Origin of the sequence: Cereibacter sphaeroides 2.4.1, assembly GCF_000012905.2 — a bacterium.
Lineage (GTDB): Bacteria > Pseudomonadota > Alphaproteobacteria > Rhodobacterales > Rhodobacteraceae > Cereibacter_A > Cereibacter_A sphaeroides.
In genome coordinates, this window is the sequence record NC_007493.2 from 593840 (window position 1) to 608298 (window position 14459).

General features: G+C 72.0%; 11 protein-coding genes. 3 read left to right on the forward strand and 8 right to left on the reverse strand.

The genetic code is table 11. The annotated features are described in order from the left end of the window. Window positions 1-57 precede the first annotated feature (57 nt). Entirely contained in the window at window positions 58-2112 is a 2055-nt protein-coding gene (locus RSP_RS02970) for a ComEC/Rec2 family competence protein (protein WP_011337144.1), read from the forward strand. Window positions 2113-2167: 55 nt separating this feature from the next. Here the strand turns inward: RSP_RS02970 and lexA are convergent, their stop codons facing one another. The 6 genes from lexA to RSP_RS03000 are packed head-to-tail and all read right to left on the reverse strand — an operon-like array spanning window position 2168 to window position 7014. After that, window positions 2168-2854 carry a transcriptional repressor LexA gene (gene lexA, locus RSP_RS02975; RefSeq protein WP_002719150.1) on the reverse strand — a complete coding sequence of 229 codons (687 nt, stop codon included), beginning with the start codon at window positions 2852-2854 and terminating at the stop codon, window positions 2168-2170. 56 nt (window positions 2855-2910) lie between these two features. Beyond that, window positions 2911-4095 carry a molybdopterin molybdotransferase MoeA gene (locus RSP_RS02980; protein ID WP_011337145.1) on the reverse strand — a complete coding sequence of 395 codons (1185 nt, stop codon included), beginning with the start codon at window positions 4093-4095 and terminating at the stop codon, window positions 2911-2913. After that, the gene (gene moaC / locus RSP_RS02985; RefSeq protein ID WP_002719152.1) at window positions 4092-4571 is read right to left on the reverse strand and encodes a cyclic pyranopterin monophosphate synthase MoaC; all 480 of its coding nucleotides are present in this window, start codon (window positions 4569-4571) and stop codon (window positions 4092-4094) included. The genes RSP_RS02980 and moaC overlap by 4 nt, the downstream gene beginning before the upstream one ends. After that, complete coding sequence (trpC, locus tag RSP_RS02990) at window positions 4571-5383, reverse strand: indole-3-glycerol phosphate synthase TrpC (RefSeq protein ID WP_011337146.1); 813 nt, start codon at window positions 5381-5383, stop codon at window positions 4571-4573. Before trpC ends, moaC begins: the two co-directional genes overlap by 1 nt. 30 nt (window positions 5384-5413) lie before the next feature. After that, window positions 5414-6430, reverse strand: coding sequence for an anthranilate phosphoribosyltransferase (trpD, locus tag RSP_RS02995; protein ID WP_011337147.1), 1017 nt, complete (start codon window positions 6428-6430; stop codon window positions 5414-5416). After that, the gene (locus RSP_RS03000) at window positions 6427-7014 is read right to left on the reverse strand and encodes an anthranilate synthase component II (protein WP_009566395.1); all 588 of its coding nucleotides are present in this window, start codon (window positions 7012-7014) and stop codon (window positions 6427-6429) included. The genes trpD and RSP_RS03000 overlap by 4 nt, the downstream gene beginning before the upstream one ends. Before the next feature lie 178 nt (window positions 7015-7192). Here RSP_RS03000 and RSP_RS03005 point away from each other — a divergent pair, with 178 nt between their 5' ends. Next, entirely contained in the window at window positions 7193-8626 is a 1434-nt protein-coding gene (locus RSP_RS03005; protein ID WP_011337148.1) for a divergent polysaccharide deacetylase family protein, read from the forward strand. A 163-nt stretch (window positions 8627-8789) separates the two neighbouring features. On the opposite strand, the gene trpE is transcribed toward RSP_RS03005, so the two are convergent. Together trpE and RSP_RS03015 are read right to left on the reverse strand one after the other, a co-directional pair. Further along, window positions 8790-10301 carry an anthranilate synthase component I gene (gene trpE, locus RSP_RS03010; protein ID WP_002719157.1) on the reverse strand — a complete coding sequence of 504 codons (1512 nt, stop codon included), beginning with the start codon at window positions 10299-10301 and terminating at the stop codon, window positions 8790-8792. Window positions 10302-10311: 10 nt separating this feature from the next. Then, window positions 10312-12177 (reverse strand): peptidyl-prolyl cis-trans isomerase, encoded by a 1866-nt coding sequence (locus RSP_RS03015; RefSeq protein WP_011337149.1) that lies wholly within the window; start codon window positions 12175-12177, stop codon window positions 10312-10314. A 197-nt stretch (window positions 12178-12374) separates the two neighbouring features. On the opposite strand from RSP_RS03015, the gene RSP_RS03020 reads away from it, so the two are divergent. Further along, window positions 12375-14357, forward strand: coding sequence for an AsmA family protein (locus RSP_RS03020; RefSeq protein WP_011337150.1), 1983 nt, complete (start codon window positions 12375-12377; stop codon window positions 14355-14357). Window positions 14358-14459: the final 102 nt, after the last annotated feature.

Consider the following 14459-nt stretch of genomic DNA (forward strand, 5'->3'; position numbering starts at 1 on the left):
GTGCGGGCGCTCCACCCTCAGGCCGTCCCCGGAGATCTGGAGCCCCCCGCCGCGCCGGTGGCAGCCTTCGCCCTCCGCGCGCTGTGGCGGCCGGTCGAGGCACTGGCGGCCGCCCGCGGCTTCCTTTTCCCCTTCGTGCCGGTGTTTCTCGGAATCGGGATCGGCCTCTGGTTCGCGCTCCTCTCCGAACCGGGGTGGCCCGCCTATGCTGCGGCTCTGTCGGCGCTCGCGCTCTGGGCGTGGGTCCGCTGGCGGGGGCACGAAGCCCTGCACCCGCCGGTCGCGGCGCTGGCCTGCCTCGGCGCGGGATTTCTGGCCGCGGGCCTGCGGGCCGCGCTGGTTGCAGCGCCGATCCTCGGCTTTCACTATTACGGCGCCATCGAGGGGCGGGTCATTGCGATCGACCGGTCTCAGAGCGACGCGTTGCGCCTCACGCTCGACCGCGTCGTGCTGGAGCGGACAGATCCTCGCCGCACGCCCGAGCGGGTGCGGATCACGATCCATGGCGAGCAGCCGATGGAGCCTGCGCCGGGCATGACCGTGGCGCTCACGGGGCATCTCGATCCGCCGCTTCCCCCGGCCGAGCCGGGCGGGTTCGACTTTCGCCGCATGGCCTATTTCGACCGCCTGGGCGCGGTGGGTTATACCCGCACGCCGGTCGTGCTGCTCGAGCCCGCCCATGCCGGCGACAGCCCGGTGAACCGTCTGCGCACCGCGATCCGGGAAGGCGTGCAGGCGCGCTTTCCCGGCGAGGCGGGCGCCTTCACCGCGGCCGTGCTGACGGGCGACGAGGCCGGCATCAGCGCCGCCACCATGGAGGACCTGCGCCGCTCCGGCCTCGCCCATATCCTCGCCATCTCGGGGCTGAACATGAGCCTGCTTGCGGGCTTCGTCTTCGGCCTCGTCCGCCACGGGTTGGCCCTGGTGCCGCCGCTCGCGCTGCGGCTGCCCACCAAGAAGATCGCGGCGGTGGCAGCCTTCCTCGGCACCGGGTTCTATCTCCTGATGTCGGGCGGCAATGTTCCTGCGCTGCGCTCCTTCGTGATGATCGCGGTGATGCTGGTCGCGGTCCTTGCCGACCGCCGTGCGCTCTCGATGCGGAGCTTCGCGCTTTCGGCCATCATCATCCTGCTGTGGCAGCCCGAGACGCTGCTCGAGGCGGGTTTCCAGATGTCCTTCGCCGCGACGGCGGCGCTGATCTGGGGCTTCAACGCGCTGCGCGAGCGGGTCCATCCGAAAAGCCTCTCGCGCTGGGTGGCGCCCTTCTTCATGCTCGTCGTGGCCTCGCTCATCGGCGGGCTCTCGACCGGCCCCTTTGCTGCGGCCCATTTCAACCGGATCGCGGTCTACGGGCTTCTGGGCAACCTGATGGCCGTTCCGGTGATGGAGCTTCTGGTGATGCCCGCGGCGGCGGTGGCGGCGCTTCTTGCGCCGCTCGGGGCGGCCGGGCCCCCGCTCTGGGTGATGGAGCAGGGCGCGCGCTGGATCCTGTGGGTCGCGCACTGGGTTGCCGCGCTGCCGGGGGCCGTGCGGGCGGTGGTGTCCCCCGGGCCCTGGGTGCTGCCGCTCTTCGCGCTCGGCTCGCTTTGGCTCATGCTCTGGCGGGGGAGGGCGCGGCTGGCCGGCCTCGCGGGGATGGCCATGGCCTTCCTGCTCTGGTCGGCCGCCGAGCGCCCGCCTCTCTTCGTGGCGGCTGACGGTGCGCTGGTGGGCCTGATGGGACCGGAGGGCAGAGCGCTCTCCGATGCGCGCGGCGGCGGCTTCGCGGCACGGAGCTGGCTCGAGAACGACGGCGATCTGGCCGATCAGGCAGCCGCCGCGGCGCGCCCGGGCTTCGAGGGCCCGCGCGAGGCGCGCCGCTTCCAGCTGAATGGCCTCCCGGGCGTGGTCCTGAAGGGCAAGGGGGCGGCAGATCATCTGCCCGAAGCCTGCGCCTCGGCGCGGCTGGTGATCCTCGCCGCGCCCTACGAGGGGCCGGCGCCGGGCGCCTGCCTCCTCATAGATCGGACGTCGCTGGCGCGGACCGGCGCTCTCGCCATCCGGGAAGAGGCCGGGGACCTCCGCCTTCAGCCTGCCCGGATCGGGCACCGCCTGTGGAGCGGACGTCCCTGAACCACGCTTCCCGTCAGACCGGGTGGCGAGGGCCGCAGCGCCTCCGCCCTCAGCGTCAGTAGCTGCGGATCAGCCCGACGAGCCGTCCCTGCACCTTCACCATCTGTTCGGGGTAGACCTGCGTCTCGTAGGAGTCGTTGGCGGGCTCGAGAGCGATCATGCCGCCGCGACGGCGGTAGCGCTTCAGCGTGGCCTCGTGATCGGCCACCAGCGCCACCACGATGTCGCCATTGTCGGCCGTCTGCTGCTCGCGGATCACCACGATGTCGCCATCGTTTATGCCGGCGGCGATCATCGAATCCCCCTTCACCTCCAGCGCATAATGCTGGCCGCGGCCCGAGAGCATCATGCCGGGTACGGTGACCGACTGCGGGCCGCCGTTGATGGCCTCGATCGGCAGACCGGCCGCGATCCGGCCCATGAGCGGCAGATCGAGTGCCCCGGCGGTCTCGACCGTCACGGCGCCCTTCGGCAGCGGGGCCGCCGCAGCCTTGGCGGCCCGGGCGCTGAAGCCGGCTCGCTCCATCGCCTCGGGCAGTTTCACGATCTCGATCGCGCGGGCGCGGTGCGCCAGCCTGCGGATGAACCCCCGCTCCTCGAGCGCCGTGATGAGCCGGTGAATGCCCGATTTCGAGCGGAGGTCGAGCGCGTCCTTCATCTCGTCGAACGAGGGTGGCACCCCGTCACGATCCATCCGCGTCTTGATGAAATCGAGCAGTTCCATCTGCTTACGCGTCAACACACCGGCACCCTCCGTCTTTGGTTCACCGCCTGTTCTGCCCGCGTTCCCTCTTTGTGTCAAGAGTTCAATGAGATATAATCCACCAGATCTCCGACCGCGCGCGGACCATCGTCCACCGGGCGCACCAGAAGGGCATCCGCCTCGGCAAGAAGGCGCAGAAGCGCGCTGTCCTGCGACGAGAAGGGCTCGATCCGCGGCAGCCCGTCCTGCCGGGTGAGGCGCGCCCGCATATAGTGGGCGCGGGTGGGATTGGCCGGCAGCGCCACCGCAAGCTCGGCGCGCAGAAGCGGCGCGGGGGCTGGCGGCAGCCCCAGCATCGCCCGCAGCATCGGCAGCAGGAAGAGATGGGCACAGACGATGGAGGACACCGGATTGCCCGGCAGCCCCAGCATCGGCACCCCGCGCAGGCGGCCCGCCATCAGCGGCTTTCCCGGCCGCATCGCGATCTTGTAGAAGGCGCGTTCGAGGCCCATCCCGGCCGCGACCTTGCCCACCAGATCGTGATCCCCCACCGAGGCCCCGCCGATCGTCACGATCAGGTCGGCATCGGAGGCCAGATCCAGCACGGTGCGCAGCTCGTCCTCGGTATCGCGTGCGATGGGCAGAAGCCGCGCCTCGGCCCCTTCGGCCTCGACCAGCGCCTTCAGCGCGAAGCTGTTCGAGGCCACGATCTGATCCGGCCGCGGCACCTCGCCCGGCATCACGAGTTCGTCGCCTGTGGCGATCAGCGCGACCGAGGGCCGGCGCGTGACGGTCACTTCGGGAATGTTCATCGCCGCCAGAAGGGCCAGATCGTTCGGCCGGAGGCGCCGCGGCGAGAGGCTGTCGCCGGTGCGGAAGTCCTGTCCCCGCGGCCGGATGTGCGTGCCGCCCGTGGCCGCGGCGTTGAGCCGGATCGTGCCGCCCTCGGCCGTCACATCCTCCTGCAGCACGACGCGGGTCGCGCCCTCGGGCACCGGTGCGCCGGTGAAGATGCGCACGGCTTCGCCGGGGCGGAGCGCCCCCTCGTAGCCGTGGCCCGCCGCGGCCTCGCCCACAACGGGGAAGGTCGCGCCCGCGGGCGGATCGCCGATCAGCGCATAGCCATCCATGGCGGAGGCGTCGAAGGGCGGCTGATCGCGGGTTGCCAGCGCCGGGCGGGCCATCACCCGCCCGCGGGCCTCGCCCAGAGCCACGCGCTCGACCGGCAGCGGTGCGGCCAGTGCCAGCGCGCGGGCGAGCGCCTCCTCGACCGAGATCACGCGCTGGCCTCGAAGCGTCCGGACTTGCCGCCCTCCTTGAGGAGCAGCCGGATGCCCGTGATCTCCATGCCCTTCTCGACGGCCTTCACCATGTCGTAGATCGTGAGGCAGGCCACCGAGACGGCGGTCAGGGCCTCCATCTCGACCCCGGTCTGGCCGCCGGTCTTGACCGTGGCCTCGACCACGACGCCCGGCAGGGCCGGATCGGCGGTCAGCTCCAGCGCCACCTTGGTGATGGGCAGCGGATGGCAGAGCGGGATGAGATCGGCGGTGCGCTTGGCCCCCATGATGCCCGCCAGCCGCGCGACGCCCAGAACGTCGCCCTTCTCGGCCCGGCCCTCGGTCACGAGCGCCAGCGTCTCGGCGCTCATCTTCACCGCCCCGCGCGCGACGGCGACCCGCGCCGTGACGGGCTTTTCCGAGACATCGACCATATGGGCACGGCCGGACTCGTCGAAATGCGTCAGGCCCGACATCAGACCCCCCCCTGTGCCGTCAGCGGATCGGCGAGGATCGCGCGCGTCGCGGCCTCGACATCCGCCTGCCGCATCAGGCTCTCGCCGATCAGGAAGCAGCGCGCGCCGTAGCGGGCGAGATCGGCCAGATCCTCGGGCGTGTGGAGCCCGCTCTCGGAGACGATCAGCCGATCCTCGGGCACGCGGCGCGCCAGATCGCGCGTCACGTCGAGCGAGACCTCGAACGTGTCGAGATTGCGGTTGTTGATGCCGATCAGCCGCGACTTCAGATGTTCGGCGCGGGCCAGTTCCTCGCGGGAATGGACCTCGACCAGCACATCCATGCCCCAGTGGCTGGCCGCCGCCTCGAGCTCCAGCGCCTGACTGTCGGTCACGCTCGCCATGATGATGAGGATGCAGTCGGCGCCGAGCGCCCGCGCTTCGGCCACCTGATAGGTGTCGTAGAGGAAATCCTTGCGCAGGCAGGGCAGTTTCACCGCCTCGCGGGCCTGACGCAGGAAGTCGTCGGCGCCCTGGAACGAGGGGCCGTCGGTCAGGACGGAGAGGCAGGTGGCGCCGCCGGTCTCGTAGGCGCGGGCGAGGGCGGGCACGTCGAAATCCTCGCGGATGAGGCCCTTCGAGGGGCTCGCCTTCTTGATCTCGGCAATGAGCCCGTAGCCGGTGGCCGCGGCCGTCGAGAGCGCGCGGGCGAAGCCGCGCGGCGCGGGGGCGGCGCGGGCCGCATCCTCTACGGCCACCAGGGGGCGCTCGGCCTTGCGGGCCGCGATCTCTTCCAGTTTGTAAGCCTTGATGCGGTCGAGAATGGTGCTCATCGCCGGCCGGTCCCCCTTCTTGTTTGGCCGTCAGGCGGCGTTCGTCAGCCGGGCCAGCAGGGCGACCTTCGCCTTGGCGGCACCGGACAGGATGCTGTCGGTGGCGATCTCCACCCCTTCGCGCAGATGCGCCGCGCGGTCGGCCACCACGAGCGCCGCCGCCGCATTCAGCAGCACCGCATCGCGGTAGGCGCCCGGCGCGCCGTCGAGCAGCGCGCGGAAGGCCTGCGCATTCTCGGCGGGTGTGCCGCCCACGATCTCCTCGAACGGATGGACGGGCAGACCCGCCTCCTCGGGATGCAGTTCGAATTCGCGGATCTGCCCGCCCTCGAGCGCCGCGACCTTCGAGGCGGCCGAGATCGCGAGCTCGTCCGTCCCGTCGCCGCCATGGACGAGCCATGCCTTCTCGGAGCCGAGCGCGGAGAGCACCTCGGCCATCGGCCGGATGAGGTCGGGCGAGAAGGCGCCGGTCAGCTGGCGCTTCACCCCCGCCGGATTGGTCAGCGGCCCGAGGATGTTGAAGATCGTCCGCGTCCCGAGCTCGGCCCGCACCGGCCCGACATGGCGCATGGCCGGATGGTGCATCGGTGCCATCATGAAGCCGATCCCGGCCTCCAGCAGGCAGGCCTCGACCTGTTCGGGGCCGATCATGACATTGAGGCCCATCTCGGTAAGCGCATCGGCGGCGCCGGACTTCGACGAGAGGTTGCGGTTGCCGTGCTTGGCGACCGGCACGCCCGCCCCCGCCACCACGAAGGCCGTGGCGGTCGAGATGTTCAGCGTGCCCTTGCCGTCGCCCCCGGTGCCCACGATGTCGATGGCGCCGTGCGGGGCGCGCACCTTGTGGCACTTGGCCCGCATGACCGAGGCGGCGGCGGCATATTCGTCCACCGTCTCGCCGCGGGTCCGCAGCGCCATCAGCAGGCCCCCCATCTGCGCGGGCGTGGCCTCGCCCTCGAACAGGCACTCGAAGGCGAACTCGGCCTCCTCGCGGCTGAGGGGGCGGGTGGCCGCGGTGCCGATCAGGGGCTTCAGCCGGTCGCTCATGCCGTCACCGCAGCGCGGGCGCTGTCGAGGAAGGTCCGCAGCATCTGGTGGCCGTGCTCCGAGGCGATGCTCTCGGGGTGGAACTGCACGCCCTCGATGGGCAGGCTCTTGTGGCGCAGGCCCATGATCGTGCCGTCCTCGAGCCAGGCCGTCACCTCGAGGCAGTCGGGCAGGCTGTCCCGCTCGACGACGAGGCTGTGATAGCGGGTGGCGAGGAAGGGCGAGGGCAGGCCCGCGAAGACGCCCTTCCCCTCGTGATGCATGGCGCCCATCTTGCCGTGCACGATCTCGTGGCAGCGCACCACCTTGCCGCCGAAGGCCTGCCCGATGGTCTGGTGGCCGAGGCAGACGCCCAGAAGCGGGATCCTGGCCTCGGCGGCGGCGGCGGTCAGCGGCAGGCAGATGCCCGCCGCGGCAGGATCGCACGGCCCGGGCGAGAGCACGATCGCGTCGGGATGCATCCCCATTGCGGCCTGCACGTCGAGCGCATCGTTGCGCCGCACCACGACCTCGGCCCCGAGTTCCCCCAGATAATGCACGAGGTTGTAGGTGAAGCTGTCGTAGTTGTCGATGAGAAGCAGCATCTTGCGGCACCCCGAGGCGATGTGGAGGATAGGGGGTGAACCCTTGCGACGGTCGCGTTATACATGGGCCGAGCGGCGCAGGGGCGTCAAGGGGATGAACGGCGCAGTCAATGCGCGAAATGCCCCAGACGGGCCCGAAAGGGCCCGGCGGCGCAGGGGCGAGGGCAGGAGAGGCCAGATGAGCCGGGGTTTCCTTTCGGGCGTGGTGATGGGCGGCATCGTGGGCGGGATCGGGCTCGCGCTCGCCTCGCAGATGGCACCGCCGCCGGGCACGACCTGGCCCGAGGCGCAGGCGGACGAAGCTCTGGCCGGGCCCGCACCCGACGAAGCGTCCCGCTCTCAGGCGGCTGCCGACGGCGCTCGGAAGTCCGACACGGCCGATCCCGACGCAGCACCCGCCGAGAGCGTTTCCGCGGGTGCCCGTGCCGCTCAAACCCCCGGGGCCGCCACCGATCTCGCGCCGCCGCCGGGCTCCGAGTTTGCGCGGCCGCTGCCCGATGCGGTGCCCGTCGTGCCGTCGGCCGATCGGGCGCCGGACCGGACCGAGGTGTCGGTGGTGGCGGCGCCCGAGGTGCCGGACGGCGGCGCGCCGGACACCGAGACCGCGGCGCGTCCACAGCCCCTGCCGCTGGTGCCCGCAGCCCCGGCCGCACCTGCCGCCGAGGCCGCGGCGCCGGCGGTGCCGGGGCTGACGGCCGCCACGCCGGCCCGCAGCGAGGGGGCGGCCCGTCCGGGCGCGCCGGCCGCCGAGGCGGATCCCTCGGCCGCCGACCTGCCGCCGCCACCGCCCCTGACGCCCGAGGAGGAGGCGATGCTGGCCGAGGCGGCGGGAGAGCCCGCGCCCGCCGAGCCCCGGCGCATCGAGCCCGACCCTCCTCGTGCCCCTTCCGAGGCGTCGCGCCTGCCGCGGATCGGCGATCCTGCGCCTGCGGCCGAAGAGGAAGAGCCGCCGCTCCGCCGCTATGCGCAGCCCTTCGAGAACCCGGGCCGGAAGCCGCTTTTCTCGATCCTCCTGCAGGACACGGGCGGCCCGCTCCTCGACCGCGAGGCGCTGGCGGCGCTGCCGTTTCCCGTCACCTTCGTGATCGACCCGCAGGCCCCCGACGCGGCCACGGCGGCGGGGATCTACCGCGCGGCCGGTCATGAGGTGCTGATGCTCGCCAGCGGCCTGCCCGAGAGGGCGCGGCCCGCCGACGCCGAGGTGACGCTCGAGAGCGCGGCCGCGGCCCTGCCCGAAGCGGTGGGCCTGATCGACCTGCCTGCGGGCGGCTTTCAGGAGGCGCGCCCGCTCTCGACGCAGGTGGTCGAGATCCTCGCCGCGCAGGGCAGGGGACTTGTCACCCACGACCACGGCCTCAATGCCGCCGATCAGGTGGCCCGGCGGGAGGGGCTGCCCTCGGCGGTCGTCTTCCGCCGCCTCGACGAGGGCGAGGCGGATGCGGCCTCGGTGCGGCGCGCGCTCGACCGCGCGGCCTTCAAGGCGGCGCAGGACGGTCGGGCGATGGTTCTGGGCGACACGCGCCCCGAGACGCTGAAGGGCCTGATGGAATGGTCCCTCGAGGGCCGCGCCGATGGCTTGGCGCTCGCCCCCGCCACGGCGCTCCTGCGCTGAGAGGAAGGCCGGCCGTCCGCCTGAGGGGAGAGACCGGCCGGGCAGGGTCTCTCAACGCGTAGGCCCGGCCGGACCGGGAACCGCATCGGCAGATGCCTCCGGGACGGCGTGACGGCGCGGACCTGTCAAGGCCCGCACGCCCGCGCGGTCAGCCTGCGGGACGTCAGCCGTTCCCGGCGCGGCGGGCGAAGAGGCCCGCATCCTCGGCGGCCCGGCGGAGCGCCCTGGCCTTGTTGACCGTCTCCTGATATTCGGCCTCGGGGTCGCTGTCATAGACGACGCCGCCGCCCGACTGGATGTAGAGCGTCTCGTCCTTCAGGACCGCGGTCCGCAGCGCAATGCAGAAATCCATCTCGCCGTTGGCCGCGAAATAGCCCACGCCGCCGCCATAGACGCCGCGCTTTTCCGGCTCGAGCTCGTCGATGATCTCCATCGCCCGCACCTTGGGCGCGCCCGAGACGGTGCCCGCCGGCAGGCCCGCCAGCAGCGCCGAGAGCGCATCCTCGCCCTCCGCGATCTCGCCCACCACGTTCGAGACGATATGCATGACGTGGGAATAGCGCTCGATGATGAACTTCTCGGTCGGGCGCACGGTGCCGATCTTCGCCACCCGGCCCACGTCGTTTCGCCCGAGATCGAGCAGCATCAGATGCTCGGCCAGTTCCTTCTTGTCGGACAGAAGGTCGGCCTCCAGCGCGCGGTCCTCCTCGGGTGTCGCGCCGCGCTTGCGGGTGCCGGCGATGGGACGCACCGTCACCTCGCGGTCGCGCAGCCGCACGAGGATCTCGGGGCTGGCCCCCACAACCTGGAAGCCGCCGAAGTTGAAGAAGAACATGAAGGGCGAGGGGTTCGTCTTGCGCAAGGAGCGGTAGAGCGCGAAGGGCGGCAGACGGAAGTCCTGCGCCCAGCGTTGCGACGGCACCACCTGGAAGATGTCGCCCGCGCGGATGTAGTCCTTGGCCTTCTCGACCGCGGCCTTGTAGCCCTCGTGGGTGAAGTTCGAGCGCATCTCGCCCACCTGCGCCACCTCGCCGAAGTCGCGCTGCGCGGGCGGCGCGCGGTCGAGATCGCGCAGCGCATCCATCACCCGCTCGGCCGCCTGCGCATAGGCGGCCCGCGCCGAGAGGCCCGACGAGACCCATGCGGGCGCCACCACGGTGACCTCGCCCTTCACCCCGTCGAGCACCGCCACGACCGAGGGCCGCATCAGCACCGCATCGGGCAGACCGAGCGGATCGGGGTTGATCCCCGGCAGATGCTCGACCAGCCGGATCATGTCATAGCCGAGATAGCCGAAGAGGCCCGCCGCGATCGGGGGCAGGTCGGCCGGCATCTCGATCCGGCTCTCGGCGATCAGCGCCCGCAGCGTCTCGAGCGGGTGGCCTTCCAGCGGCTGGAAGGCCTGCCGGTCGAAGCGCGCCTCGCGGTTGATGCGGCTGTCCTGCCCGTGGCACTGCCAGATCAGGTCGGGCTTCATGCCCACGACCGAATAGCGGCCGCGGATCTCGCCGCCCGTCACCGATTCCAGCATGAACGTGTCGGTGCGCGCCTCGGCGAGCTTCAGCATCAGCGACACCGGCGTGTCGAGATCCGCGGTCAGCCGGGCATAGACGATCTGGTTCTGCCCGGCCTTCCAGCCGCGCTCGAAGCTTTCGAAGGAGGTCACGAGCGACACGGGGGGCCTCTTACTGGAACTGGGCCTGAACCGCAGAGATGGCGGCGTCGTTGAGCGTGATGCCGGCCTCCTGCATCAGGCTGTTGGAAAAGAGCGCGAGCGCATCCTGCGACAGCGCCTGCTCGATCTGCGCCGAGAGCGAGGCCTTGAGCGCCCGGGCCGCCTCGTCGTCGGCCGCCGCGGGTTCGACCGCGTCGAGCCGCAGGACGCCGGCGAAGTCCGCCCCCTCGATGGCGCGGAAGGCGCCCTGCTGCATCTCGAAGGCGGCGGGCACGAGCGTCTCGGGCACGCCCTCGACGAAGCCGTCGCGGGTCATCGGTCCCAGATCCTCGACCGGGCCGAAGCTGCCGAGGTCGGTGCCCTCCTCGGCGGCCTTGGCGATCTCGGTCGCGCGGGCGGCCAGCGCTTTGGTCAGGGCGTCCTTGCGGGCCGCTTCGGCCACATCGTCGCGCACCTCCTCGAAGGGCTTCAGCTTCGGCGCCACCACCTCGTCCAGCCGCATGGCCAGAAGGCCCCCGTCGTTCAGCAGGATCGTCTCGGGGAAATCGTCCTTCTGCAGCTTGTCGGCGGCCGTGCGGAAGGCCTCGTAGCCCGCGATGTCGGAATCGAGACCCGGCGCGTAATCGACGGTCGCGATCTCCATGCCGGCCTCGCCGGCAAGATCCTCGAGCGTGGCGCCTGCGGCCAGAAGGTCGTCGATCTGCTCGCGGCGGCCCGCGATGGCGCGGCCTGCGGCTTCCTGCTGATATTCCGTCAGGAGATCGTCGCGCACCTCCTCGAAGGGCGTTTCATGCGCCGCGATCACCCCGTTCACCCGGAAGAGCGCCGGGCCGAGGTCGGTCTCGACCGGCCCCGCGATGCCGGGCTCGGTCAGGGCGAAGACGGCGTCCGCCGCGCCGCCGAGAGCGTCCCGCGACGCATCGCCGAGGTCGATGTCGGCGAGCTCCAGCCCGCGCTCGGAGACGAGCGTCTCGAAAGGGGTGCCCGCATCGAGGCGCTTGCGCGCTTCCGCGGCGGCCTCGGCCGTGGGGAAGACCAGCCGCTCGACCAGCCGCCGCTCGGGCTGCACGAACTCGGCGTGCCGCTCGTCGTAGAGCCGGCGCAGCGCCGCCTCGTCCGCGGGCAGGGTCGCGGCCACATCCTGCGGCAGCAGCGCGGCATAGGTGATCCGCTTCGTCTCGGGGGCGGTGAAATCGGCCGGATGCGCCTCATACCAGGCCTGAAGCTCGGCATCGGTCGGTGCGGCCAGCGGCTTGGCCAGATTGGCCTCGGTCACGCGCAGCAGCCCGAAGCTCCGCCGCTCGGCGATATAGGCGTGGAGCGTATTCACCATCTGGGCCGGGGCGATGAAGCCGCCGCCCACCGCGCCCTGCAGGAGAGAGCGCGCCATGTCCTCGCGCAGGCCGGTCTCGAACTCGCCCTCGGAGAGGTTGTTCTGGCGCAGCACGAGCCGGTAGGTCTCGCGGTCGAACTGGCCGGAGGGGCCGTGGAAGGCGTCCGTGCCGGTGATCTCGCGCGCCACGCGCGCGTCGCCCACCGACAGGCCGATCCGGTCGGCCTCGTTCGAGAGCGCGGCCTCGGTGACGAGCCGGCGACGCACCTGCTGGTCGAGGCCGAAGGCCTTGGCCATCTCCATCGTGACCGGCTGGTTGATCTGCGCGCCGAGCGCCCGCATCTCCTGCTGGAGCGCGCGGGCATAGGCCCCGGTGGTGATGTCGCGGTCGCCCACGCTGCCGACCGTGCTGAGGCCGCCGCCGAAATTGGTCACGCCGAAGCCGCCGAGGCCCACGGCCATCAGCCCGACGAGGCCCCAGAAGACGAGCTGCGTGCCCTTCTTCTTCGGCTTGTGGTGCTCGATCGACGTCAGTTTCGACATGGCATTCTTCCGGTTTGGGCGGTTGCGACTGTCTAGGGCCTCGGCGGCTCCGGGGCAAGACGCAGAGGGCCGCACGGCACAGGCCCGCAGGCGCCGCCTCACGCAATCCTGACCGCGGCGGCCCCGGCGCTCCGGCAGGCTGCTTGCTGCGGCGGAAGGCGGCGGCTAGGCTTTCCCCACTCAGATCGGAGGTGTCGATGCGCTGGCTGGTCCGTCTGGCGGCTGTGCTCTTCGGGCTCGCGGCCCTGTTCCTCGTGGCCCTCGTGCTCATGCCCCGCGAGCGGGTGGCCGAGCTTGCGGCCCGCGAGTTCGAGGCCGCGACCGGCCGTGACCTGACGATTTCGGGCGATGTGCGGCCCTCGATCTGGCCGCGCCTCGGCGTGCGCACGGGGCCTGTCACCGTGGCCAACGCGCCCTGGACCGACGAGGGGCCGATGCTCGAGGCGCGCTCGCTCGAGATCGGGCTCGACACGCTCGCGCTCATGAGCGGCGCCTGGCGCATCAGCCGGATCGCGCTCGAGGAGCCGGTGATCCGGCTCGAACGGGATGCGGAGGGCCGGGCCAACTGGGATCTCTCGTCCCCGCCGCGCGGGGCGGAGGGCCGCGCCGCCGAAGGCCGAGCCAGCCCGGCGCCGGCCTCGGCCCAGGCGGGCTTTCCGCTCTTCTCGCTCGACGAGGGGCTGGTCACCGGGGGACGCGTGCTCTGGATCGACCGGGCGGCGGGCACCCGCACCGAGATCTCGGGGCTCGACCTGCGCGTGAGCCTTCCCGAAGCGGGCGGGCCTGCGGATCTCACCCTCTCCGGACAGGCGAACGGCCACGGCTTTGCCGTCGAGGGGCGGCTCGCCGAGGCGGGCACGAGCCTTGCCGGCCGCGTGGCGCCGGTGCGCCTGTCGCTGGTCACGGGCGCGGCCCGGATCGGCTTCGACGGCGAAGCGGGCAGCGCTCCGCCCATGGCCGAGGGCACCATCGACGCGGCCCTCGGCGATCTGGGCGATCTGGCGGCGCTCTTCGGTCAGGACCGCCCGACCTTGCCCGAGGGGCTGGGCCGGCGCCAGATCGCTCTGACGGGCGGGCTTACCCTGGCCGAAGGCGGCACGCTCCATCTGCGGAACGGGCAGGTGACGGCCGACAGCAACCGTCTGGCCGTCGAGGCGGACCTGATCCCGCAGGGCGAGCGTCCGAAGCTCGAGGCGAACCTGCGCGCCGAGACGCTGAACCTCGCGAGCCTTTCCGCCGGTGGCGGCGGCACGGGCGGCGGAGGCGGCGCAGGCAAGGGCTGGTCGCGCCAGCCCATCGATGTGAGCGCGCTTTCCGCGCTCGATCTGGGCCTTGCGCTCTCGGCGGGAAGCGTCGATTTCGGCCGGCTGAAGCTCGGGGCCACGAAGGCGATCCTGACGCTCGACCGGGCCCGGCTGGTGGCCGACCTGCGCGAGGTCGCGGCCTATGGAGGTACCCTCTCGGGCGAGCTGATCGTGAACGGCCGGCAGGGGCTGTCGGTGGGCGCGGACCTCACCCTCGCGGGCCTGCAGACCGAGCCGTTCCTCGGCGATCTGGCGGACTTCGACCGGCTTGCCACGCAGGGCGACCTGCGGCTGAAGCTGCTGGCCGCGGGCCCGCACGAGGAGGCGCTGATGCAGAGCCTCTCGGGCACGGGCTCGGTCCGGTTCGGCAAGGGCGAGCTGCGCGGGCTCGACATCGCGCGGATGGTGCGGACCCTCGATGCGGGCTCGGTGGGGCAGGGGACCCGGACGATCTTCGACCGCATGGGCGCGAGCTTCACCCTCGAGAAGGGCGTGCTGCGGAACGAGGATCTGACGCTCGAGGCGCCGCTGATGCGCGCCACCGGCAAGGGGCAGGTGGGGATCGGCGCGCGGACGCTCGACTATCGGCTGCTGCCCACGCTCCTGCCGCAGGCCGACGGCACCGGCGGGGTGAGCGTGCCGCTCCTCGTCTCCGGCCCCTGGGCCAGCCCGCGCTACCGGCTGGATCTCGATGCGCTGGTGCGCCAGCCCGTGGGGCAAAAGGTGAAGGAGCGGCTGGAAGAGGAAGCGGCCGAGCGTCTGGGCGTGGTGCCGGAGGAGGGCGAGAGCCTCGAGGAGGCTGCCAAGCGCCGCGCCCGCGAGGCCGTGCAGGGCGAGGCCGGACGCGCCCTCAACCGGCTCTTCGGCGGAAACTGAGCCGCTTATCCGACGAGCCCCGGGGGCGTCTGACCATTCTGGCCCGCGAGGGGCCGGCCGGCTTTCGGTTCAGGTCTCGGGCGGTCAGGAGAGGCCGGTGTG